Raw genomic sequence first — 24,767 nt, 5'->3', positions numbered from 1 at the left:
GATAACTAGTTGTAATTAAAAGGTAGGGTACTACAGATTCTAGCACGTAGCTACAATGTCAACTACGACTTCCCCTGATAAAATAGTTAACCTTTGTAACCAGTAGCTACAAGATAAACTTCCCGGGAACGAGCCCTCGATGAATCCGGTTTTCTGACTTTTACTGTCCTGAATAAGCTCCGAACTTCTTTCATATATTGATCAAACCCTTCTCCCTGAAAGACTTTCACGATAAAACTACCATTAGCGGCAAGTACTTGTCGACACATATCTAAAGCGAGCTCAACTAAATACATCGCTCTCGGTTGATCGACAGAAAGATTACCGGCCATATTGGGTGCCATATCAGACATAACAACATCAACTAAATCCGGCCCGATTTTATCCAATAAAGCATTCAGTACAGACTCTTCACGAAAATCTCCCTGCAAAAAGGCAACACCAGCAATAGAATCCATCGGTAAAATATCACAAGCAATAACCTGCCCATTCTCACCAGTTAGTCCTGCTGCATACTGAGACCAGCCTCCGGGAGCAGCTCCTAAGTCGACAACCGTCATTCCAGCCCGGATAAGGTTGTCCTTACTTTGGATTTCATCTAACTTGAAGATAGCACGAGAACGATAACCTTTCTTCTTTGCATCATTCACATACTTATCATTAAAATGTTCTTTTAACCACCGGCCAGAACTTGCCGAATGCTTTTTTCTACTCATTTCCTTACCAAACTAAATTTTGTTCTATTATAAGAAACTATGGGAGAACATGTAGTCTTCTGCCATAGATGGCGCTAAAATGGCACTTTTCAACCCTGAAATATAATTATTTGACCATAAAAATGAATTTAAGCACTAAACAGAAGCAATATCTTAAAGGCCTTGCACATCACTTAAAACCAGTTGTGTTAATGGGTACTAATGGACTGACAGAAGCTGTACTTGCAGAAATTGAACTTGCTTTAAATCACCATGAGCTCATCAAAGTAAAAGTAGCTTCTGAAGACAGAGAGACAAAGAAATTAATTATTGACGCCATAGTCCGGGAAACGAAAGCGGAACAAGTTCAAACTATAGGAAAAGTCTTAGTACTTTACCGGGTTTCAGAAGAACGAAAAATTGAATTACCCAGAAAATAATAAAAGCCACATTGCGGCTTTTATTATTCATGTACAGTGAAAATTACATCAGCCTGTTACCTGTATTTCTAGATGTAATCAACACAATCAACTTCAAATACTTTTTCTCCTCCGGGGGTGTTGATAACGACTTCATCCCCTTCCATCTTACCAATCAACCCCCGGGCAATGGGAGAACTAATAGAAATACGCCCAGCCTTGATATCAGCTTCATCATCACCAACAATTTGGTAACGCTTCTCTTCTTCTGTATCAACATCAACCAGGCTAACCGTAGAGCCAAAAATAATTTTCCCTGTATTCTCAAGCTTTGTGACATCAATAATCTGAGCAACAGAGAGCTTATATTCGATATCACGAATCTGTGCTTCACAGATTCCCTGCTCTTCACGAGCTGCATGATATTCAGCATTTTCTTTAAGATCACCCAGCTCCCGGGCTTCGGCAATTGCTTGTGAAATTTTTGGCCTTAACTTCAGGAGTCTGTCAAGCTCTTCTCGCAGCAGCTCTTCGCCACGGGCTGTCATTGGGACTTTTTCCATTATTTACCTCGAAAACAAAGTAATCTTTGAACAAAATAAAACCACCCGACTAAAAATGGCCGGGTAGTTAAAACAAAAAAATAATTTAGTAAGTGTAAACAAACTTGGTGACTAAATCACTCAAATTCAAGTCTCAGTAACAAATCTTTCCGGCAAGTATGACCACGCACATTTACACTGGAGTTTTTTTTGATCTCTGCCACAGTAAACAAAAGAGACAGAAGTTCAAAAGTCGTAAAAAAAAATAAAACCACTCTGCTTTTTCACACTCAACAACCTGAACCAAAAAAACAAAAAAGTCATTTAAAATCATTCATTTGATATTTTTTTACATTAAATAAAACATCGTTCTATCATTAGATTTACAACATTTTACTAACCAATTTGGAGTGTTTGCATGTACAACTAAGTTACGCAATACGATAAAAGTTCAATATTTTTTAGGATTTTGAGAAGTAGACTAAAACAGTTCGATTTCACAGAATCCGATATTGGACTTTATTTTTGTATATAAGTGATGAACGAGGGTTGCTCTGAAATGCACAGGCTTTATCTCAGTCAACTTTTTTGTTCCTCAACGTTTATGGACAGTAAATTAGGATTAACAAGATGAAAAGAACTCTGATTGCTCTTGCGGTTGCAGGTGCTGCAGTGGCAACTGGTGTGAACGCTGGTGAACTATATAACCAAGACGGCACTACGCTAACATTAGGTGGTCGTGCTGAAGCTCGTATGTCTATCAAAGACGGTGATGTTTTGGATAAAAGCCGTGTACGTATTAATGTTTCAGGCAAACAGGAAATCAGTGATGACCTGTACGGTGTTGGTTTCTACGAAGCTGAATACACTACAAGTGATCGTGACGAAGATGGCAATGAAAATGACGATAGTTCATCTATCGAGCATCGCTATGCTTATGCTGGTCTCGGTGGTAACTTTGGTGAGATTACCTACGGTAAAAATGATGCAGCTTTAGGTGTAATTACTGATTTCACTGATATCATGGATTATCACGGTGCAAAAGCATCTGATAAACTTAATTCAGCAGATCGTATTGATAACTTGCTGGCTTATAAAGGTGATTTTAACGATTTGTCCGTTAAAGCAGCCTATCGCTTTGCTGATCGTGATGAGTCATATGATTCAATTGACGATAATGATGCCGATGCATTCTCTTTGTCAGGTATTTACACTGTAGCAGATACAGGTTTAGCAATTGGTTTGGGTTATGCAGATGAAGATGATAAGGCTAACCAATGGATGCTGACAGCTTCATACACTTGGAATGATTTGTATGTTTCTGCACTGTATTCTGCTGCTGACCTTGACAACACAGATAACGACTATGATGGTTTTGAGTTAGCTGCATCTTATAAAATGGAAAAAACTGTTTTTTATGTGACTTATAATAATGGTCAGGTAGATGACGGCCACATTTCCAGTACAGTAAGTGACGAATTTGCTGATTCTGACAACTTAGCCTTTGAAGTTGCTTACTTCTTCAAGCCAAACTTCCGTGGTTATGTATCATATGACTTCAACATGCTTGACGATGATGAAGTTGGTAATGCAGCTGCTGAAGATGAAGCAGTGTTAGGTCTTCGCTACGATTTCTAATCAAAGTCTGATCTGATAAACTACTTTTAAACGTCTGCCTGGTGCAGACGTTTTTTCATCTGGTTATACTAACAGGGCCTTGTAATTTTTTTAGATAGACTTATGCCCCTGATGATTCGCCTGCTCTTTATTCTTACCCTGGAAAGTTTTCTTACTTTTCCTGCTCACGCCGGTAATTATAATGTGACCTCAATTTTGCCCCCAACTTCCCGTGCTTCCTTGATTGTTGAGCCTCTGGACACTGCCAGCCGGGCTGTGGATGTCAGGAGTGATACATTCTATCCTCCGGCCAGTACCATGAAGCTGCTTACTGCGCTAGCTGCTAAACTGGAGTTAGGTGATCAATTTCGTTTCCGAACCAATCTGCTTCAATCTCAGGACGACCTCATTCTTCAGTTCTCCGGAGATCCTCAACTGATGACCGCAGACCTGAAACATCTGTTGCACCAACTGAAAAAGAAAGGAATCCATACCATACAAGGTAACCTCTGGCTGGATAACTCCTTGTTTGCCGGATATGAACGTGCAATTGGCTGGCCCTGGGACATACTTGGTGTATGTTACAGTGCGCCCTCAAGCGTGATTACATTAGATAAAAACTGTGTCCCCGGCTCAATCTATACACTGCCAAATGGGAAAACCCGGGTTTACATCCCGGAACAATATCCAATTCACATTTCAACTCAGGCACGAACAGTTTCACAGCAGGAAAAAAGACAGCAATTGTGCGATCTGGAATTACATGCAGATCAGGAAAATCACTACCTGCTCTCTGGATGTATTAAGGAGAGAGCAAAACCATTGCCCCTGAAGTTTGCCCTTCAAAACACAGATCTATATACAAAACGCACTGTGTACAAAATCCTCAGTCAGCTGAATATTCGCCTCCTAGGAGAAGTTCGCCTGGGAAAACCACCATTTCCGCATACATCAATACAAAAAATTGCACATCATGATTCAAAACCTTTATCCGAATTAATCAAAGTGATGTTAAGAAAATCGGATAATTTAATCGCAAATAATCTGACTAAGATGCTGGGACATCAGTTTTTTCTGCAACCGGGAAGTTTTGCAAACGGAACCGAAGCGATTAAGCAAATCCTGCTATCCAAAGCTCAGTTAGATCTCCAGAATGCCCAGCTGGTAGATGGCTCAGGCTTATCGAGAAATAATCGCTTAACGGCGAATCAAATGGCATCCGTACTCCGTTATATATGGCAACATGATAAAGAATTACACTTAATCTCATCATTACCGGTTGCAGGAAAAAATGGCACGTTGAAATACAGAAGAAGTATGCAGATGTCCAGTATTAAAGGCCATCTGGCAGCTAAAAGCGGATCAATATATGGAAGCTATAATATGGCGGGTTATGGTCTCAATGCTCAGGGAAGTCCAACGGTTCTGTTCGTTCAGTTCATTTCTGATTATTTTCCGGAAATAACGCCGGAACAAGACAAGAAGGATCGCTCTCTGGAAGATTTTGAGGAGAAATTCTACAGTGACATCATTCAGAAAAGTCAAATCGTCAGCAGGAAGCAATAAAAAAGGGGCTAAATGCCCCTTAACAACTCACGATGTGAACTATTTTATTTGATTGTCACGCGGGCAAATTTACGCTTACCAACCTGGAATACAAATGTACCTTCGCCTGGTATCCATTTTGTATCTTCAATCTTGTCGCCATCAACTTTAGCGGCCCCCTGACGAATCATTCTCATTGCATCAGAAGTTGAATTCACCAGCTCTGAGTCTTTTAACAAGTTTCCGATAGCTATACCAGATTCAAAAGAAAACTCCGGCATTTCATCAGGAATCGCGCCTTTCTGGAAGCGATTAATAAATTCCTGCTCAGCTGCATCTGCATCATTCTCAGAATGAAAACGTGCAATAATTTCTTTCGCCAAAAGAATCTTCACATCCCTTGGATTCCCGCCACCTGAAACTTCTTCTTTCAGTTGTTCAATTTCTGATAGAGGTTTGAATGAAAGAAGGTCATAGTATGACCACATCAGATCATCAGAAATAGACATGATTTTACCGAACATCTCACCAGGTGCTTCACAAATGCCAATATAGTTATGCGCAGACTTAGACATTTTCTTTTCACCATCTAAGCCGACCAGCAAAGGCATCATTAAAACAACCTGCTGCTTTTGACCATGAGACTTTTGTAATTCGCGCCCCATCAGCAAATTGAATTTCTGATCTGTACCGCCCAGTTCAACATCTGTTTCCATCGCAACAGAATCATATCCTTGCAGCAAGGGATACATGAATTCGTGAATCGCAATCGGCTGCCCATTCGAATAGCGCTTTTTAAAATCATCCCGCTCCAGCATACGAGCGACAGTCTGGTTTGCAGCCAGACGAATCATCCCTTCAGTACCTAACTCAGATAACCACTCGGAGTTAAACTGAATTATTGTCTTTTCAGGGTCTAAAATTTTAAAGATCTGCTCTTTATATGTTTCAGCATTTCTCAACACATCTTCTTTTGTCAGTGGCGGACGTGTTGCATTTTTCCCCGTCGGATCACCCACCATCCCGGTAAAGTCACCAATCAGAAATGTAACTTCATGACCAAGCTCTTGAAATGTACGTAATTTATTTAAAATAACCGTATGCCCCAGGTGGATATCAGGCGCCGTTGGGTCCGCCCCCATCTTAATACGCAATGGACGATTTTCTTTTAGTTTTTCGATAAGCTCCGCTTCAGGGATTAACTCTTCAACGCCCCGCTTAATTTCAGCGAGTGCGGTTTCAATACTTGCCATTCTCGATTACTCCCACAGATTTGGCATAAAATTAATATTCAGACATATTACTTGAATAGCGATGCTTTTTGAAACCAGTTAAACTACGATTCTTATAATTTTTACTGCTAGTGAATGAAACGAATAAATCCTATGTTATCTATTTTTGCTCGTCTTCCGCGAGTACATCAAATATTGATCGGATTCTTTATGCTGCTGACATTTGTCAGTCTTTTTTTACCCGGTGCAGGAACACTCACTGTTAAAGAGGGGCAATTAGAGATTGGACGCCACTATCCTGTTCCTATTGATGTGAAAAACTTAGACTCATCTTCTTCTGATATCCCGTTAAAACCTCAGCTTCACTGGAAAACCTATCAGGTAAAGCCCGGGGAAAGTGCTGCGAGGTTATTTCAGCGCATAGGACTGTCTTCTAAACTCTTGTACCAGCTAACCAGCAGCGATAAAGATATCCATTATCAATTAACACATTTCAAACCAGGGGATAAACTTCATTTTGGTTTTGATCAAAAAAATCAGTTAATTCAGCTCAAACGTGCACTGACACCTTTCAAAACATTTGAAATAACCAAAAAAGACAAAGGGTTCACCTCCAGGTTTGATACAAAAGAAATTCACTATCAGTACAATTATGCAGAAGCGACCATTACATCAAACTTCTGGAATGCAGCAATTTCAGCTGGCCTGACACCAAACCAAATCATGCAACTGGCCGGGATATTTGGCTGGGATATTGATTTTGCATTAGACATTCGCAAAGGCGATCACTTTGCATTGTTGTATCAGGATGAAATTGTTGAAGGCGAAGTTGTTGGACACGGGAATATCATTGCCGCGACCTTTACCAATCAGGGAGATACTTTTAAGGCTATCTACGACGATAAGTCTGGTAATTACTATGATGCAAGCGGCCGGGCAATGAAAAAAGCATTCTTACGTTCGCCGCTCGATTTCAGACGAGTATCATCCAACTTTAATCCCCGGCGTCTGCATCCTGTCACCGGAAGAGTCAGACCTCACCGTGGAACCGATTATGTGGCGCCTGTTGGTACACCAATCTGGGCAGCCGGTGATGGTATTGTCATCAAATCAAGCTATAACAAGTTCAATGGCAACTATGTTTTTATCAAACATAGCAACACCTATATTACGAAATATCTTCACTTAAAGCGCCGGAAAGTAAAAACGGGTCAACGAGTAAAACAAGGACAAACCATCGGTTACTTAGGTGGAACAGGCCGGGTGACCGGACCACACTTACACTACGAATTCCTGGTTCACGGTGTTCATAAAAACCCAAGAACCGTCAAGCTTCCTCAGTCTAAATCTCTGAGTGGCAGCCGGAAAAGAACATTTATTGCCAATGCAAAACTCCGGTTACAGAAACTGGAACATTTCGGTCACTTAATGTTTGCCAAGCGATAAGAAAACTTTAGATATGCCTCTGAGGCAAACAGCTTCAGAGGCTTCACAAAAGAATTGCCGGGGAGGGAAATCACACGCTGAAAGATGCGCCGCAACCACAGGTAGTTGTCGCATTGGGGTTATTGACAAAGAAACGGGAACCTTCCAGTCCTTCCGTATAATCAACTTCACCACCAATAAGATATTGCAAACTCATGGGATCCACAACCAGGGTTACACCTTCATTTTCAATCGTCGTATCTCCTTCATTGACAGCCTCGTCAAATGTAAAACCATATTGAAAACCACTACATCCCCCGCCGGTAATATAAACACGTAACATTAATGCAGGGTTTTCTTCCTCGGCAATCAGTGACTTAACTCGCTTTGCAGCTGCATCAGAAAATGTCAAGGGTACGTTTAACTCACTCACAACGACCTCACTTCAATTTTATTCAATTCTGTATCAACAAAATCATTTTAATTCAGATATAACGCTTCCGGTATAATTATCTAATACCTGACTTATCCGTTCAAGTATTCTTCCCCGCCAAACGACTCCCAACTATCCGGATACGATTCAAAATCAAATGGTCTTTCATGACTGCCAAAGGAAAATATCTCAATAAATGTTTTCGATTTAGTTTTTTCCGCCAACTCACAGCAAAATAAAGCACCTAAAAAGTTATTTACTCCAACCAACTGAAAGCACCACAAATGCCGGAAGTATTGAATCCCTTCTGCATACCCGTTTAAAAATTTTGAAATGATAAAAAAAAGTTTTCCTTCTGATATTGAAGAGTACAATGCATACAAAATTGAGCCGAATGATAAAAAAGGTTACTTCATGAGCAAATCATCCGATTTATACAACAGAGCACAAATTAAAATTCCGGGAGGTGTCAACTCTCCTGTAAGAGCTTTTAACGGTGTTGGCGGCTCACCGGTTTTTATTGATCGGGCTGACGGTCCGCTGGTATTCGATGTTGATGGCAAAGCCTATATAGATTATGTCGGCTCATGGGGGCCAATGATTCTGGGCCATAACCATGCGGCAATTCGTGAAAGTGTGATTGATGCAGTCCAGCGGGGGCTCAGCTTTGGTGCGCCAACAGCGCAGGAAATATCCATCGCTGAACTTGTTTCTGAACTTGTCCCATCAATGGAACAGTTACGGATGGTAAACTCTGGTACGGAAGCAACTATGAGTGCTATCCGACTTGCCCGCGGTTACACAGGCCGTAATAAAATCATTAAGTTTGAAGGATGTTATCACGGACACGCTGACAGCTTGCTGGTTAAAGCCGGGTCAGGTGCACTGACGTTAGGCCAGCCAAGCTCTCCTGGTGTACCGGAAGATTTTGCCAAACACACGCTAACAGCCCGCTTTAACGATCTGGACTCTGTTCGGGCTTTATTTGAAGCAAACAAAGATGAAATTGCCTGTATTATTGTTGAGCCTGTCGCGGGTAACATGAATTGTATTCCTCCGGTAGAGGGTTTTCTTGAAGGATTAAGACAAATTTGTGATCAGGAAAAAGCTTTATTAATTTTTGATGAAGTGATGACTGGGTTCAGAGTCGCTCTTGGTGGAGCTCAGGCCTATTATCATGTGAAGCCCGACCTGACGACACTGGGAAAAATCATTGGTGGTGGCATGCCTGTCGGAGCATTCGGTGGTCGTAAAGAAGTTATGCAGTCAATTGCACCTACAGGCCCGGTTTATCAGGCCGGTACTCTCTCAGGAAACCCGGTTGCGATGGCTGCTGGTTATACATGCCTTACATTACTGAAAGAAGAAGGCAACGAACAACGCTTAGCCAAAAAGACCAAGCGACTTGCTGATGGCATGAAACAGCTGGCTGTTGATTACAATATTCCCCTTTTAGTTCATCAGGTTGGCGGTATGTTTGGATTCTTCTTTACCGAGCAGGATAAAGTAACCTGTTATGAAGAAGTTGCCAAATGTGATGTTGAACAATTTAAACGCTTCTTCCACCTGATGCTTCAGCATGGTATTTATCTTGCTCCATCCGCTTATGAAGCGGGCTTTGTCTCTCTTGCCCATTCATCAAAAGAAATAGAAGCGACACTTGAAGCTGTTGAGCGATGTTTTGCCATGATGTCTTCAGAATCATAACTAATTGATATAAGAACAAGCCTCAGGGATACTCTGAAGACAACAGAGTATCCTTAACAAAGGTTGAGTTAATGCCAGTAGAGAATAATCAATACAGCAAATAAAACGAAGCACCCAAGACCAATCCAGCGGCGAAAAGAGATTTTTCCGGAAGCACCATCACAACATTTATTGTTATTACAACACCCCATATCTATTACCCCCATTGATAACTGACCAAAGAGCAGTCATTATATAATGAATAAATTTTACCTGAAATAAGTTTACTATCGTGTCAGATAAAACCAAGATATCGTCCAGTCACTGGGTTATCATTGTCGCTTTGCTCATTGCAGCAGCGGCCTGCTATTTCTTAATTGAACCTTATATCAACTCAATTATTCTTGCATTTATTATCTCTTTACTCGTTTTTCCGGTTCATGAACAAATAGAGTCTAAAATCACCGCCAACAAGAATTTTGCGTCACTGTTTTCATGCATTATCCTGACTTTTATTATTGTTATTCCTCTGTTATTTGTATTTGGAGCAATTATTGAGCAGGGACTCAAATTCTCACAAAATCTTTACCAATGGGGAAGCCATGGCGGTATTCAGGAGATTCTGAACCATCCGTGGGTCTTAAATATTTTAGAATTCGTCAACTCCTATCTGCCATTCGATAAAATTGAACCCGCTCAGGTCGCTCAAAAAATTGCTCAGTTAGCCAGTCAGTTCGGAACTCAGATTGTCAGTATCAGTGCGAAGATTCTCGGGGATGCAACTGCATTTATTATGAATTTCTTCCTGATGCTGTTTGTCCTGTTCTTTCTTTTACGGGATCACGACAAAATAATCCGGACATTACGCCATGTTCTTCCCCTGACACGAACTCAGGAAGACAAATTACTCACAGAGGTCGAAAAAGTATCCAAATCAGCTGTGATGGGTTCATTTCTCACAGCACTGGCTCAGGGAACAGCCGGTGGTCTGGGAATGTGGTTTGCAGGCTTTCCCGGATTATTCTGGGGCACAATGATGGGCTTTACTTCCTTTATTCCTGTTGTCGGAACAGCATTAATCTGGATTCCTGCAAGTGTTTACTTACTTTTGACCGGTCAGACCTACTGGGCAATTTTTCTGGCAGTGTGGAGTATTGCTGTAGTCGGTTCGATCGATAATTTGCTCAGACCTTTTCTCATGCAGGGCAGTGCCGGCATGAACACCCTCATGATTTTTTTCTCTCTCTTAGGAGGGATTCATCTGTTCGGTCTGATGGGGCTTCTTTATGGTCCGCTGATATTTGCCATTACCATTGTTCTCTTCAATATCTATGAGGAAGAATTTAAATCCTTCCTGGACCAGCAAGATAAAAGCTGACCACTATCCCGGAAAACACAGCTTCAAGCGAGGCGATGATTATGAGAAAATCACGCCTCTTTACTGATAAGCAGAAGCAAACTATGTCGAATTATACCGCTCCCAGTCAGATAGCTAAACGTCAGCAAGATTACTTTCAGGATAAACATGTTCTTGTTGCCGGAGAACTGGAAGATCATTACCCGGTGATGCTTTCATCTATATGTAAGTCTGTTTCAGTGTTTACAACACACTATGGATACTATCTTCAGTCGAAAAAGCATAAAGAAGTAAACACTTACTTTGGGGCTGAGTTAAACGAACATATCGAAGCTGATGTTGTATTACTTTACTGGCCAAAAGCAAAACAGGAAGCCAGCTATCTGCTTGCAATGCTGATGTCTAAACTCGGAACTGGAACAGAACTTGTTGTTGTCGGAGAAAACCGCTCAGGCGTTAAAAGCATTGAAAAAATGTTTCAACCCTATGGAAAAATCCATAAATATGACTCTGCCCGCCGTTGCTCTTTTTATTGGGGAGAATGCAGCCAGATTCCACAACCATTTGATCTTCAGAGCTGGTTTGAAACCTACCAGATTCATGTGCAGGATAAAACAGTTACAGTAAAAAGCCTTCCCGGTGTATTCAGCCACGGACGTTTGGATGATGGCAGTAAATTACTGCTTGATACGCTGAAAGCATCTCAGGGTAAAGTCCTGGATTTTGGATGTGGCGCCGGTGTGATCGGTGCAGTTGTCGCAAGTCAGAACTCAGGCATTCACCTTTCTATGTGTGATGTCAGTGCTCTGGCGATTGAATCTGCAAAAGCAACGTTAGCAGCAAATGGGCTTAATGGAGAGGTTTTTCCTTCGGATGTTTACTCTGATATCAATGAGAAATTCGACTATATCATCAGCAACCCACCATTTCATGCAGGTCTGGAAACCAGCTACCATGCCACTGAATCGCTTCTTGCGAAGGCTCCCGGCTATTTAAATAAGCAAGGCCAGCTCATGATTGTGGCCAACAGTTTTTTAAAATACACACCATTGATAGAACAATCATTTGGTCACTGCAATACACTGGCTAAAAATACAAAGTTTGCTATCTATCAGGCCGAATACAAATAAAGCGTCAATCAGAAAGTGAAATAAAAAAACCTGCTGAAAAGCAGGTTTTTTTTCAATTTAAGAAGAACAAATTGTTATTTGACCGTAACAAACTCAGGATAAGCACCAACACCACAATCGTGCATGTCCATACCTTCCATCTCTTCTTCTTCTGTCACCCGGATACCCATTGTTGCTTTCAGAATACCCCAGACAATCAGGCTGGTCGCAAATACCCAGACAAAGATAACTACTGCACCCAGTAACTGAGAACCAAATGATGCATCCGCATTACTTACAGGCACAACCAACAATCCGAATAATCCACAAACACCGTGCACAGAGATAGCACCTACAGGATCATCAACCTGAACCTTATCCAGTGCGATAATAGAGAACACAACTAATACGCCTGCTACAGCACCAATAATGACTGAATAAACAGGTGATGGTGATAAAGGATCTGCTGTAATGGCAACCAGACCAGCCAAAGCACCGTTCAGAACCATCGTTAAGTCAGCTTTGCCCCAGGTTGATTTACACACCAGTAATGCAGCCAGAGCTCCCGCAGCAGCTGCCGCATTGGTATTCAGGAAAATTTTACCTACCGCTGTGGCATTTTCAAAATCAGAAACCATCAGCTGTGAACCACCGTTAAATCCAAACCAGCCGAACCACAGAATGAAAGTACCTAACGTTGCTAAAGGCATATTTGAGCCAGGAATAGGATATATCTCACCATTCTTACCATATTTACCCTTACGCGCACCAAGCAGTAAGACACCTGCTAATGCAGCTGCAGCACCTGCCATGTGAACAATACCTGAACCGGCAAAGTCACTAAAGCCAGCAGCAGATAAGAATCCACCACCCCAGGTCCAGTAACCTTCAACAGGATAAATAACGCCAGTCAGAATCACAGAGAAGACAAGGAAAGCCCACAATTTCATACGTTCAGCAACAGCTCCGGAAACAACTGACATAGAAGTCGCGACGAAAACTACCTGGAAGAAGAAATCAGATTCCAGCGAATGATCAGCACCCTCCGCCTGAGTCCCAATCAACGTGCCAAGAGAGGGAAGCCATCCGCCATCACTGTTATCAACATACATGATGTTATAACCAATCAGCAGATACATGGTACAGGCAATTGCATAAAGTACGAAGTTTTTCGTCAATATCTCTGTTGTATTCTTTGAACGTACCAAACCTGATTCCAGCATCGCGAAACCAGCAGCCATCCACATAACAAGCGCGCCAGAAACGAGAAAGAAAAAGGTGTCAAGCGCGTAACGTAACTCAGTTACTGTTACAGATAATTCCATAATAGTTTCTCCATCCTTAGAATCTTTTTAAAGTGCTTCAGAATCAGCTTCACCAGTACGGATACGTACGGCATGGTTCAGGTCATAAACAAATATTTTACCGTCACCAATTTTCCCTGTATGTGCAGCCTTGATAATTGCTTCAACAACCCGGTCAACATTTTCTTTCTGTGTCGCAATTTCCAGTTTTACCTTAGGCAGAAAATCAACCTGGTACTCTGCACCGCGATACAGTTCTGTGTGACCTTTCTGGCGACCAAATCCTTTGACTTCGGATACGGTCATCCCTTCAATACCGACATCAGATAATGCCTCACGAACATCATCCAGTTTAAAAGGTTTAATTATTGCGTTAATAAGTTTCATGGCATCCCCTCTAGAGCTGTACTCTTGTGCTAACAAATCCAAGGTACGTGCCAAGTTATTAACTTATTGATTTATCTGTATATAGATTATTAAAAACAGACTACAAAAAATAAAGCGCACCGTTTAGGTGCGCCAATTTCACAAAAACAATGCATCTTTTTAACAGTTCTCACCACCCTTGTGCAAATCAGTGACTAGGGGCTGTTGGCCTTTCGGGTTCATTTTTGCTGCCCTTTGGATTCATCTAAAAACATCCTGTGCTGCGTTATTCGTCATTCACATAGAATCACTATGCTTCTTTCCCCATGTCTTGCTTAAAATATTTTTAGATTGAACAAAATTCGTACCCGAAAGGTCAACAGCCCCTGGTGAAATCCGCCCACTGCAGAATAAGCCGCTCGAAATCTTCGATACCACAACATCCGCTGCTTTCACTCTCATAAAAAGAAAGCTCTTCTTCATACTGCGTGGCATCATCATCTGCACAGAGTAAAGTATTCTCCTGAATCACGACTTCATCTTCACAGATCGTGACAGAGATTTCTCTGCCGGTAAAACAATGCTCCCGGGCATGATGTTGCTTCGCATGCCTGATGAATTGAAGCACCCGGGTGATTTGCGCTTTTTCAGAACCAATTTCTTCCTGTAACCAACGTCCGACAATTTCATGCCCCATAGAACACTGACAGTAATACACTCCATCCAGTGAATTCTTCTTAAACTCATAATCCATCGTTACATACCGAAATCTCACATTAACCAGCCTATTATATCCAAGTGACCTCAAGATGCATGTTCAGCGAGAATGGATTGGTTTCTGACCAAGGCACTGATTTGTAAACAGAGTCATTCTACGTTGAAAATCAGTCACGCAGGACAGGAGCCAATCCATCTCGCCCTTCGGGATATTTGAATATCTGAAAAAAAACCGCCGTTAAATCACGGCGGTTTCATTCACGAGTGAGGCGTGGTCAATACTGAATCAGGCGGGTTCCTGAAAAATCACAGAATCAGCTTTTTGAGTATATTGTTCCATTCGATGGAAATTCAAATACCTGTATGTATCTGCAGCAGTTGCATCAATCTGCTTCGCATATTCCAGATATTCATCCAGAGTAGGAATTCGTCCCAGAATTGCCCCAACAGCAGACAACTCAGCAGAAGCCAGATAAACATTTGCCCCGGTTCCCAAACGGTTCGGGAAGTTTCGGGTCGAAGTTGACATGACCGTAGATTCATCTGCAACACGGGCCTGGTTCCCCATACACAAAGAACATCCCGGAGTTTCAATTCTGACACCAGCACGGCCGAAAATACCGTAGTAACCTTCTTCTGTCAGTTGATCTTTATCCATCTTCGTTGGCGGAGCAATCCACAGCCTTGTATTTAACTGACCATTAAATTTATCCAGCAACTTACCCGCAGCACGGAAATGACCGATGTTCGTCATACATGAACCAATAAAAACTTCATCAATACCAGTTCCCTGCACTTCTGAAAGTAAACGGGCATCATCCGGATCATTAGGAGCACATAAAATAGGCTCTTTAATCTCTGCCAGGTCAATTTCAATCACATGTGCATATTCTGCGTCTTTATCTGCTTCCATCAATTGTGGATCGGCCAGCCATGTTTGCATCGCTTTAATCCGGCGCTCAATGGTCCGTTGATCACCATACCCCTCAGAAAGCATCCACTTCAGCATCACTATATTTGAATTCAGATACTCTTCAATCGATGACTGTGACAACTTCACGGTACAACCTGCGGCACTTCGCTCGGCAGAAGCATCAGATAATTCAAAGGCTTGCTCCACTGTTAAGTGTTCCACACCCTCAATTTCCAGAATACGACCGGAGAACTCATTAATCTTTCCGGCTTTTTCAACCGTGAGCAATCCCTGCTTAATCCCGTAATAAGGAATGGCATGGACAAGATCCCGTAACGTAATTCCAGGCTGCATTTCTCCTTTGAAACGCACCAGAACCGACTCAGGCATATCAAGCGGCATCACGCCGGTTGCAGCAGCAAAAGCAACCAAACCAGAACCAGCCGGAAATGATACACCAAGCGGGAAGCGGGTATGAGAATCTCCGCCTGTACCAACCGTATCAGGCAGCAACATTCGGTTCAGCCATGAGTGAATGACACCATCACCCGGACGTAATGACACCCCACCACGATTCATAATGAAATCCGGTAACGTATGATGCGTTTGAACATCAACAGGTTTTGGATAAGCAGATGTATGACAGAAGGACTGCATCACCAGGTCAGCGGAAAAACCTAAGCATGCCAAATCTTTTAGTTCATCTCTGGTCATTGGTCCGGTGGTATCCTGTGAACCAACCGTTGTCATCTTCGGCTCACAATAAGTGCCGGGACGAATCCCTTCAACACCACATGCCTTACCAACCATCTTCTGAGCCAGTGAATAACCTTTATTGCTGTCTGCAACAGGCACAGGACGACGGAATACTTCAGATGCCTCAAGATCAAGAGATTGACGGGCTTTATCCGTCAGACCACGTCCGATGATCAGCGGAATTCTCCCTCCGGCCCGAACTTCATCAATCAGGACATCCGTTTTCAGGCCGAATTCTGCCAAAACTTCACCCGTCTCATGGCGACAGACTTTCCCTTCATATGGGTAAACATCGATAACATCTCCCATATTCAGCTTTGAAACATCCACCTCGATAGGTAAAGCACCGGCGTCTTCCATTGTATTGAAAAATATTGGCGCTATTTTACCGCCAAGTACATAGCCGCCGGCACGCTTATTCGGTACATAAGGAATATCGTCACCCATAAACCACAATACCGAGTTTGTTGCAGATTTACGGGAAGACCCCGTACCGACAACATCACCAACATACGCCAGTGGAAACCCTTTTTCCTGCAACGCTTCAATTTGTTTTATCGGACCAACCTGACCGGGTTCATCAGGAACAATACCTTCCCGCTGGTTTTTCAGCATCGCAAGTGCGTGCACCGGGATATCAGGACGGGACCATGCATCCGGAGCCGGAGACAGGTCATCAGTATTTGTTTCACCAACAACCTTGAAGACCGTCAGTGTGATTTTTTCAGCAAGCTCTGGTTTTGATAAAAACCATTCAGCATCAGCCCAGGACTGTAAAACTTTGCGGGCATGCTCATTACCATTTTTAGCTTTTTCTTCAACATCATAAAAAGCATCAAACATCAGCAGAGTGTGAGATAACGCGGTCACCGCAGTTGATGCAAGTACTTCATCATCCAAAAAAGAAACTAATGGCTCAATATTGTATCCGCCCTGCATGGTACCAAGCAGCTCAGCTGCTTTTACCCGATCAATTAAGGGGGAATTCACTTCACCCTTAGCAACAGCAGCCAGAAAACCAGCTTTGACATAAGCGGCTTCATCTACACCTGGCGGGATACGATTCTCAAGAAGATCCAGAATGAAAGATTCTTCACCTTGTGGCGGTGTTTTCAACAATTCAATCAGACCGGAAACTTGTTCTGCATTCAGTGGTTTTGCAACTACTCCTTCAGCAGCACGCTCTGCGACGTGTTTTCGATAGGCTTCAAGCACGACTTTTTTCCTCTCATTGCGGTCCACTCACGTTATTATAAAAATATGGGTGAACATCCTTGGAAACCTGGCACTCCACTACTGAGACAGACTCTTAATATCTTAGCCGGGGAGGCCAAACTATTGAAGAAGCATAGCAAACTTACACATAAATGGGAATGTACACCATTTGAACTAACCTGCAACTTACAACTAAAGTTTTGTTAATATACATTCCCATTTGAAACAATATTTTTCCATTTAACAGTATTTATCTACAATTAAAACGTATGTCCAACCGAAAAATAAACTGAATCATAATTGTGCTCAGTCCTGCCATAACCAAGCATGACTGGCCCAATAGGGGAGTCAATTCCCGCAAACACAGAACCGGCCGCATACAAGGGCGCATTATGATAATCCAGGGAAGTATCAGACCAGACCCCGCCATACTCAAAAGATGCACCGAGATACACGGGAGCTGTAAATAATCCAAAATTATTATCAAACCACCGGTATCTGTATACGAGACTGGCAAATGCTTTATTCTGTCCGATTAAACTATCCTTGGGAATACCGGATAAATGGAGTAAGCCGCCGATTGTTTTAGGATCAATCGGGACAATAGACTTCTGACTTTCAACTTCTCCGTACTCAAAATTACCAACTAAAGTATGCCGTCCCGAAGTTGTCGCCCCCAACACCCGCAATGAGTATTCATAGACAACATCTTTGTAGCTCGTAGCCAGTTGTCCGCTATGATTATCCATCTCATCATTACTCAGAAAATAATCAAAATTAATAAATAACCCATGGCTGGGCAGCGCAAAATCATCCAGTGTATCGAGCCGGTAACGGCCAAACAAGCCAACACGTTTCAAATCGACTGCACCGACAAAAGACAAAGTTGTCATCCGGGCTTTGCCATATTTATAACGGACACCCAGTTTAAATTCATCCCACGGCCGGTAGCGGTAACCAATTGCAGTTTCCAGCCCAACAGTCAGATAAGTCACCGGAAGATAATTTTTCGTCGCTGTCAGATCGATATGCCTGAACCCGAAGTAAGGCACGGCCCTGACCTCTTTGGCATAATCCGCCGTCACTGTCGAAAAAATATTCTGAGTTTGTGTCACCGGCAAATAATATTCCGCCTGAAGTTTTCGATCCGTTCCCATCTCCAAATCAAGACGAAGCTCACTTCCTCTTGAATCTAAAGCAGTAAAGTTGCTTGAAATACCAGCCGAGTACTGACTTCTGGTATTAAAATCATCTTCCAGCGCAAAATGAAAATGAACATAGTTCGGTCCCCATGATTTTTCACGGATAGAAACAACCAGCGCTGTTTTTCCCTCTTTTTTCTCAACCTGATAGTGAATCAGCTCAAACCGGTCGAAGGCATACAGGTTCTTGATTCTGTCCTCAATCGACTCCTGCGTCATCCCCTGACCCGGCGCTATTTTTAATAACGCTTTCAGGGTTTCATCACTGTAATGCGTCTGGTTATCTAAGCGAATTTGATCAAATACCCATAACCTTGCCTGCTTCATGGCTTTGGTCCGCTGCATTTTCTGTCCCAGATAGTGTTGGTAACCGGTTTCAGATAAAGCTAAAGACTCAAACTCTGTCCGGTGAGACATCACGGCGTCATACCCTTTCTGGTAAGCTTCATCCATCCGGTCAAATTCAGCGGTTTCCATATCCCCGACTTCAGGACGAAGATAGATATCCTTGTCAGATAGCAGATTCGCTTGTCTTTGCGTACTCTGGCGTACCAGATAATTTGATAACTGATCAGCAACGGTCAGAAAATCGGTAAAATCTTTTTCCTTTTTATAATCCGTACTGATATCAATCGCAATAACGGTATCTGCGCCCATTTGACGCGCCACATCCACGGGTAAATTATCCGTTATCCCGCCATCAACAAGTAATTGCTCTCCGATTTTATAAGGTGGCAGCACACCGGGCACTGACATACTGGCCATCATGGCATCCACCAGATATCCGTGATCAATAACAGCCGGTTTGAGTGTCACAATATTGGTTGCTACAGATCGGTATGGAATCGCAAGCTGATTAAAAGACGATAATTCAGGAATACCACCAACAGAATGCCGGAGAATACGTAACATATTTTGTCCCTGAACCACCCCTTTTGGAACCCGGACTTCAATCCAGCGAATCCCCAAATCTGTATTAATTTGATACCGGTCTTCAAACTCTTTGTCACGAACCCGGCGATAACTGCGGTCAACTCTGTCTTTATAACCATCCGTCCAGTTGATGCTATTCACCATATCCTTGACTTCACGGGCGGACATTCCCGTCGCATAAAGTCCCCCGACATAAGCCCCCATGCTGGTACCTGTGATCAAATCCACCGGCACCCGCAGTTCTTCAAGCGCTTGTAACACACCGACATGAGCAGCACCTTTTGCGCCACCACCAGCAAGTACCAGTGCAATTTCAGGGCGTTGATATGATGTAAGATTTTGCTCGGCCCAGGACAGATGAATACAACCAGATAACAACACTGTTAATACAAATAAATACTTCATCCATCCTCTCATTCACGTCACAACCTGCACAGAAGAAATTACCATTCAAAAATTTTCTTAAGCCAATGTAAAGGCTTATCTCGTTTACACTGCTCTTTCAAACGATTTCCTATATCCCATACAGGAAATTTCAACGGGTTTTCGCACGCCAGTTCCAAAGTCCCGTTTTTTTGTTTATCAAAACCAACCATAGTGATTCCTTTCGGCCAGGGCAGGGTTAACTTCTCTGGCCCCCGCTTAGCCAGATACGAAGCGTACACCCTCAAAGCACCGCGGGAGCCGGTCAGGCCGGTGGGTTTATTATCATCACGTCCAACCCAGACAGTCGTCACTTCCCGTCCGTCAACACCAACAAACCAACTGTCCCGTAAATCGTTACTGGTTCCGGTTTTGCCCGCCAGAGCTGCCCATGAAAAACGAGAGTTAAGATAGCGCCCGGTCCCTTCAATTACGCCTTTCTTCATCGCATAAGTTGTCAGCCAGGCCGCTTGCTGGCTGACGGCCTGCTTACTCTTCGGTATGGATTGATACAATACATTCCCATCCAGATCAATCACTGAGCGTAATGCGGATAACGGGGATTTTTTGCCTGAATTGGTCAGCGTCTGGTACATTTGAGCAACCTGAATCGGAGTCAGGGAAAAAGCGCCCAGAAACATGGAAGGTAAAGGACGAATCTCGTTTTCATCAACCCCCAGATGGACCAAAGTCCGGCTGACCGACTGAATACCCAGCTTCATTCCCAGCCGAACCGTCGGAATGTTAATTGATTTGGCTAAAGCCAGATAAAGCGGTACTTCGCCACGGAATTTCCGGTCAAAGTTTTGTGGTGTCCAGGTATCCCCTTTCGTCGACCTGAGTGAGAGCGGCTCATCTTTCAGCGAGGTGACCAGATTATAATCCTGAGGATCAGATAAAGCGGTCAGATAGACTGCGGGTTTTACCAGTGAACCAATCTGGCGGCTGGCATTGAGAACCCGGTTAAACCCATCATATCCAGCCCGTTTACCACCAACCATGGCTCGAATTTCTCCACTGTGCCGATCGACTGCAATCGCGGCTGATTCCAGCTTTTTGTTACCAAGACGGGCAAGAGATTCCCGGACTGCATACTCCAGCTCCTGCTGAGAAACAGGGTCTAATGTTGTGAATACTTTCAGCCCTTTATCTGCCTGATACAAATCACCGATTTTATGTTTCAGCTCAATGGATAACTGCTGAAAATAAGCCGGTTGTCTTCTTGCAATATGGGGATGTTTCTGAAGATCCAACGGACGAACAACCGACTGGGCATATTGTTTAGCCGTCAAGATATCCTGCTGCATCATCAGCCTCAGGACCAAATCTCTGCGGGTACGCGCCCGTTTGGGAAAACGGATCGGATTGTAATAAGAGGCACCTTTCACCATACCAACCAGCAATGCCAGTTGATCAATTCTGAGTTCCTGCAGCGGCTGCCCGAAATACAACCGGGAAGCCAGCCCGAATCCATGCACCTCTTCCGCACCGTTTTGCCCCAGGTAAACCTCATTCAGATAAGCTTCCAGTATCCGGTCTTTACTGAAACGGTAGTCAATAATCAATGCCATATAAGCCTCCTGCAGCTTGCGCCACAAGGTCCGCTTATTCGTCAGAAAAATATTTTTGACCAGTTGCTGGGTTAAGGTACTACCACCCTGTACAGTTCTTCCTGCTTTCACATTGGCAACCAGTGCCCGCAAAATAGCAAAAGGTGCTATCCCATCATGTTGATAAAAATGCCGGTCTTCTGTCGCTAACAGCGCGTCAACCATCACTTCAGGAAACTCTTCCCGGCGTAAAAACAGACGTTGTTCCGGTGTATTTTTCTCGAGCATACCCAGCATCTTGGGTTCAATGCGTAAAAAGCCCAGATCTTTTTTCATATCCATGGAATAAATCCGTGTCAGCGCATCACCATTGAAAAACAACATGACATGCCGTTCCGGCTCAGCCCCGTCAGCAAACTCAAACGGACGGCGGATCACTTCAACTTTTGACGATGAAGCAGAATATTCACCGGCAAAGCGGGGACGGGCCACTTTCCGGTAATTCAACACATCCAGCTCATGCCGGACGTCTTGTATGCTGATTTGATCACCTGGGGACAAATTCAGAATCCGGGCATAAACCACTGTCGGCAAATCATAAGGCTGACTCTCAAAACGCTTGGAAATGACGCTATTGAGATAGAAACCATAAAAAACCACAACCGTCGCGACAGTAAGGCCGAACTTCCATCCGAACTTCCAGAATTTCTTTATCCAGCCTGAACGCGATGTTACCTGCTGTTTCTTCCGCGATGCAGGTGTTTTCCTGCCGGCCGCTGATTTCTTTTTATCAGTCGAAGTCGTTTTTTTCTTAGTCATTGATTTAATTGTCGTTTAGTCTTTGTTGTTGCGATATGACTGGCAGGATCTTCAGGCCAGATATGTTTAGGATAACGCCCTTTCATTTCTTTTCTTACTTCGGCATAGGATCCATTCCAGAATGCGGCTAAATCTTGTGTGATCTGAATCGGACGCTGCGCCGGCGATAATAGCTCCAGTACCAGTCGTTTCTTGCCTTTCGCAATCACAGGTGTCTCTTTCTCTCCATAGACTTCCTGAATCCTCACCGAAAGTACCGGCTCCTGCCCCGGTTGATAACGAATTTTCTTTCGTTGCCCGGTCGGCAACGGGTGATACACCGGCAACCACATATCAAGCGACTGTACCAGTTCCCAACCAATCCGGGATTTCAAAGCCTCCAGCACGGGGACATTTTTTAATCCTTTCACCGAGCTGACCTCTCCCAGATAAGGCAGTAACCAGTCCTGAATCTCACTCAGCAAACATTCATCACTCATATCCGGCCATGCTTCTTCAGGCAACCATGAAATCGCACAACGAGCTCTGGACAACCAGGCCATTGCCTCATTATTCCACTCTAATACCTGTAAACCTTTACGGCGAACATAATTGAGTAAGGCTTGTGTCATTTCTCTTGCATCAGGCTCAGGAAGCGCTTCCGTTCTGATAATCAACTTACCGACAGACCAGCGGGACTGAGCAATCAGTTTCCCTTTACTGTCATCCCAGTCAACGTAGTCTTCCTGCCCGATCATTTCAGGGAAAAGTGTCGAAAAAAGCGTCATGTCAAAACGGGCAGCCTTTCTTACCTGACTGCTGCCTGCCGCATATTTCATCAAATCTGTCAGCACGAGATACGCTTCATCTGCGAGCGACTCCGCTTCAGGCAGAAAAGCTCCGTGACCATTAGACAGTAAGAAATGTCCAGCCTGATTACCATGCCGTTGTTGTGCAATTCTGTCCGGGAAAGCTAAACCCAGCACCACGCCCAAAACAGTCTCTGTGATGTCAGACAGAGAGAACGGATGACCAAGAATTGAACCCAAACGTTGTGCCATCTGATTGAGTCTGGTTTTCGCCGGGTGCTTTCCGGTTTGCCACTGATATAACAAATCTTCCAGACTGATTGGCCCGGAGGCAGATTCTTCTACAAGTACCGCGCCGGCAATGGCCGTATTTACATATGCATCATACTTATATTTCTCATTTAACAACTCTGTTTTCAGCCGCTGAACCTTCAGCAACATAGCAGCAAGACGGATATCAATCCCTAACTGCCAGGCTTCCTGCCCCATCTTCGTCAGTGTAAAAGCCTCATCCATCACACCAAGTTGTTGTAATAAGGCTCTTCCCTGCGCCAGCATTGGCTGAGGCGGTGGTGTCATCCATCGGAGTACCTGAGTATCTTTTACCCCCCACAAAGCCATATCCATTGCCAGAGCAGATAAATCAGTCCGCATGATCTCCGGCGTTGTCAGCTGAGGCTGCTGCTGTAACTGCGATTCGCTGTACAGACGGACACAGACACCTTCACATAACCGGCCAGCCCGGCCAGCCCGCTGTACTGCAGAAGACTGAGAGATCCGGGTCTGTTCCAGCCGGGTAATCCCAATCACAGGGTCAAATCTGGCAATCCGTTCCAGTCCCGTATCGATGACAATACGAATCCCTTCAATTGTTAATGAGGTTTCAGCAATATTAGTAGCTAATACCACCTTACGTTTTCCCTCTGATGCTGGCTGAATTGCTTTTTGCTGTTGTTTAAAATCCAGCTGACCATATAGCGGACAAACTTCAACGGAATCAGGCAAAGTCTCCAGTTGCTGCATCACCTGGGTGATCATACGTACTCCCGGTAAAAAAACGAGCACAGAACCCTGCTCGCGCTGGATCACACTTTGAATTTGTCTGGTCACTGCGGAAGTTACCAATTCGTTCTGTCTGAGGGGGTCATACCGGTATTCAACCGGGAACGTTCTGCCGGCAGATTCAATAAACAGGGCCTCAGGAAGCACATGCTGTAAGGCTTCAGAATCAAGTGTTGCTGACATCACCACCAGTGTCAGGTCTTCTCTGAGCGCATCCTGAACTTCAAGACACAAAGTCAGTGCAACATCGGCATGGAGGTTTCTCTCATGAAATTCATCAAAGATGATTAAAGAAACACCGGATAGCTCGGGATCACGTTGAATCATCCGGGTCAATACGCCTTCAGTTACAATTTCCAGCTGTGTCTGAGAGGAGACCTTTGACTCGCCGCGAATCCGGTAACCCACACTTTTTCCGACAGGTTCTCCCAGCTGAGAAGCAATATACTGCGCGATATTTTTGGCCGCTAGCCGTCGTGGCTCCAGCAATACGATCTTTCCGGAGATGACGCCCGATTTAAGCAGAAATAATGGGAAAAAAGTGGATTTACCCGCGCCAGTTGCAGCTTTTAACACAACTTGCGGAGATGTCTGAATCGCAGACAATAATTCATCTATCACGGCTTCAACCGGCAACTGTGACAAAATAAATCCCTTAT

At 43.7% G+C, this 24,767-nt stretch carries 18 protein-coding genes; 7 read left to right on the top strand and 11 right to left on the bottom strand.

The features are described from left to right. Window positions 1–86: 86 nt before the first annotated feature. Complete coding sequence (rlmE, locus tag OC443_RS04045) at window positions 87–716, bottom strand: 23S rRNA (uridine(2552)-2'-O)-methyltransferase RlmE (protein ID WP_073580193.1); 630 nt, start codon at window positions 714–716, stop codon at window positions 87–89. Between the two features lie 122 nt (window positions 717–838). Here rlmE and yhbY point away from each other — a divergent pair, with 122 nt between their 5' ends. Further along, complete coding sequence (gene yhbY / locus OC443_RS04040; protein WP_073580329.1) at window positions 839–1,135, top strand: ribosome assembly RNA-binding protein YhbY; 297 nt, start codon at window positions 839–841, stop codon at window positions 1,133–1,135. Between the two features lie 68 nt (window positions 1,136–1,203). Here the strand turns inward: yhbY and greA are convergent, their stop codons facing one another. Beyond that, window positions 1,204–1,677, bottom strand: a complete 474-nt coding sequence (greA, locus tag OC443_RS04035) for a transcription elongation factor GreA (protein WP_073580194.1) — start codon at window positions 1,675–1,677, stop codon at window positions 1,204–1,206. Between the two features lie 609 nt (window positions 1,678–2,286). On the opposite strand from greA, the gene OC443_RS04030 reads away from it, so the two are divergent. Beyond that, the gene (locus OC443_RS04030) at window positions 2,287–3,294 is read left to right on the top strand and encodes a porin (protein ID WP_073580195.1); all 1,008 of its coding nucleotides are present in this window, start codon (window positions 2,287–2,289) and stop codon (window positions 3,292–3,294) included. A 102-nt stretch (window positions 3,295–3,396) separates the two neighbouring features. After that, window positions 3,397–4,839 (top strand): serine-type D-Ala-D-Ala carboxypeptidase, encoded by a 1,443-nt coding sequence (gene dacB / locus OC443_RS04025; RefSeq protein WP_143169231.1) that lies wholly within the window; start codon window positions 3,397–3,399, stop codon window positions 4,837–4,839. Between the two features lie 44 nt (window positions 4,840–4,883). Here the strand turns inward: dacB and tyrS are convergent, their stop codons facing one another. Next, on the bottom strand, window positions 4,884–6,071 hold the full coding sequence (gene tyrS, locus OC443_RS04020; RefSeq protein ID WP_073580196.1) for a tyrosine--tRNA ligase: 1,188 nt from the start codon (window positions 6,069–6,071) through the stop codon (window positions 4,884–4,886). Between the two features lie 132 nt (window positions 6,072–6,203). Between tyrS and OC443_RS04015 the strand changes: the two genes are divergently transcribed. Then, complete coding sequence (locus OC443_RS04015) at window positions 6,204–7,496, top strand: peptidoglycan DD-metalloendopeptidase family protein (RefSeq protein ID WP_073580197.1); 1,293 nt, start codon at window positions 6,204–6,206, stop codon at window positions 7,494–7,496. Between the two features lie 70 nt (window positions 7,497–7,566). Here OC443_RS04015 and erpA read toward each other — a convergent pair whose 3' ends face one another. Continuing rightward, window positions 7,567–7,908 (bottom strand): iron-sulfur cluster insertion protein ErpA, encoded by a 342-nt coding sequence (gene erpA, locus OC443_RS04010; RefSeq protein ID WP_073580198.1) that lies wholly within the window; start codon window positions 7,906–7,908, stop codon window positions 7,567–7,569. Between the two features lie 414 nt (window positions 7,909–8,322). Here erpA and hemL point away from each other — a divergent pair, with 414 nt between their 5' ends. The 3 genes from hemL (at window position 8,323) to rsmC (ending at window position 12,081) form a co-directional block, all read left to right on the top strand. Then, window positions 8,323–9,615, top strand: a complete 1,293-nt coding sequence (gene hemL / locus OC443_RS04005) for a glutamate-1-semialdehyde 2,1-aminomutase (protein WP_073580333.1) — start codon at window positions 8,323–8,325, stop codon at window positions 9,613–9,615. A gap of 271 nt (window positions 9,616–9,886) precedes the next feature. Next, complete coding sequence (locus OC443_RS04000; protein ID WP_073580199.1) at window positions 9,887–10,972, top strand: AI-2E family transporter; 1,086 nt, start codon at window positions 9,887–9,889, stop codon at window positions 10,970–10,972. A gap of 83 nt (window positions 10,973–11,055) precedes the next feature. After that, on the top strand, window positions 11,056–12,081 hold the full coding sequence (gene rsmC / locus OC443_RS03995) for a 16S rRNA (guanine(1207)-N(2))-methyltransferase RsmC (protein WP_073580200.1): 1,026 nt from the start codon (window positions 11,056–11,058) through the stop codon (window positions 12,079–12,081). Window positions 12,082–12,155: 74 nt separating this feature from the next. On the opposite strand, the gene OC443_RS03990 is transcribed toward rsmC, so the two are convergent. From OC443_RS03990 to hrpB, 7 genes are all read right to left on the bottom strand, one after another. Further along, complete coding sequence (locus OC443_RS03990) at window positions 12,156–13,385, bottom strand: ammonium transporter (protein WP_073580201.1); 1,230 nt, start codon at window positions 13,383–13,385, stop codon at window positions 12,156–12,158. Between the two features lie 27 nt (window positions 13,386–13,412). Continuing rightward, a complete protein-coding gene (gene glnK, locus OC443_RS03985) occupies window positions 13,413–13,751 on the bottom strand; it encodes a P-II family nitrogen regulator (RefSeq protein ID WP_073580202.1) in 339 nt (112 codons plus the stop codon). A gap of 355 nt (window positions 13,752–14,106) precedes the next feature. Continuing rightward, a complete protein-coding gene (locus OC443_RS03980; RefSeq protein WP_073580203.1) occupies window positions 14,107–14,484 on the bottom strand; it encodes a YacL family protein in 378 nt (125 codons plus the stop codon). 249 nt (window positions 14,485–14,733) lie between these two features. Next, on the bottom strand, window positions 14,734–17,331 hold the full coding sequence (gene acnB, locus OC443_RS03975) for a bifunctional aconitate hydratase 2/2-methylisocitrate dehydratase (RefSeq protein ID WP_073580204.1): 2,598 nt from the start codon (window positions 17,329–17,331) through the stop codon (window positions 14,734–14,736). Between the two features lie 260 nt (window positions 17,332–17,591). After that, window positions 17,592–19,871 (bottom strand): patatin-like phospholipase family protein, encoded by a 2,280-nt coding sequence (locus OC443_RS03970; protein WP_073580205.1) that lies wholly within the window; start codon window positions 19,869–19,871, stop codon window positions 17,592–17,594. 38 nt (window positions 19,872–19,909) lie between these two features. After that, window positions 19,910–22,258 carry a penicillin-binding protein 1B gene (gene mrcB / locus OC443_RS03965; RefSeq protein WP_073580206.1) on the bottom strand — a complete coding sequence of 783 codons (2,349 nt, stop codon included), beginning with the start codon at window positions 22,256–22,258 and terminating at the stop codon, window positions 19,910–19,912. Beyond that, a complete protein-coding gene (hrpB, locus tag OC443_RS03960) occupies window positions 22,255–24,753 on the bottom strand; it encodes an ATP-dependent helicase HrpB (protein ID WP_073580207.1) in 2,499 nt (832 codons plus the stop codon). Before hrpB ends, mrcB begins: the two co-directional genes overlap by 4 nt. Window positions 24,754–24,767 lie beyond the last annotated feature (14 nt).

It is taken from the genome of Vibrio quintilis, assembly GCF_024529975.1.
In the GTDB taxonomy this organism is placed as follows: Bacteria; Pseudomonadota; Gammaproteobacteria; order Enterobacterales; family Vibrionaceae; genus Vibrio; species Vibrio quintilis.
The sequence above is the reverse complement of the archived record's forward strand: the minus strand, read 5'-3'. Positions and strand labels throughout refer to the sequence as shown.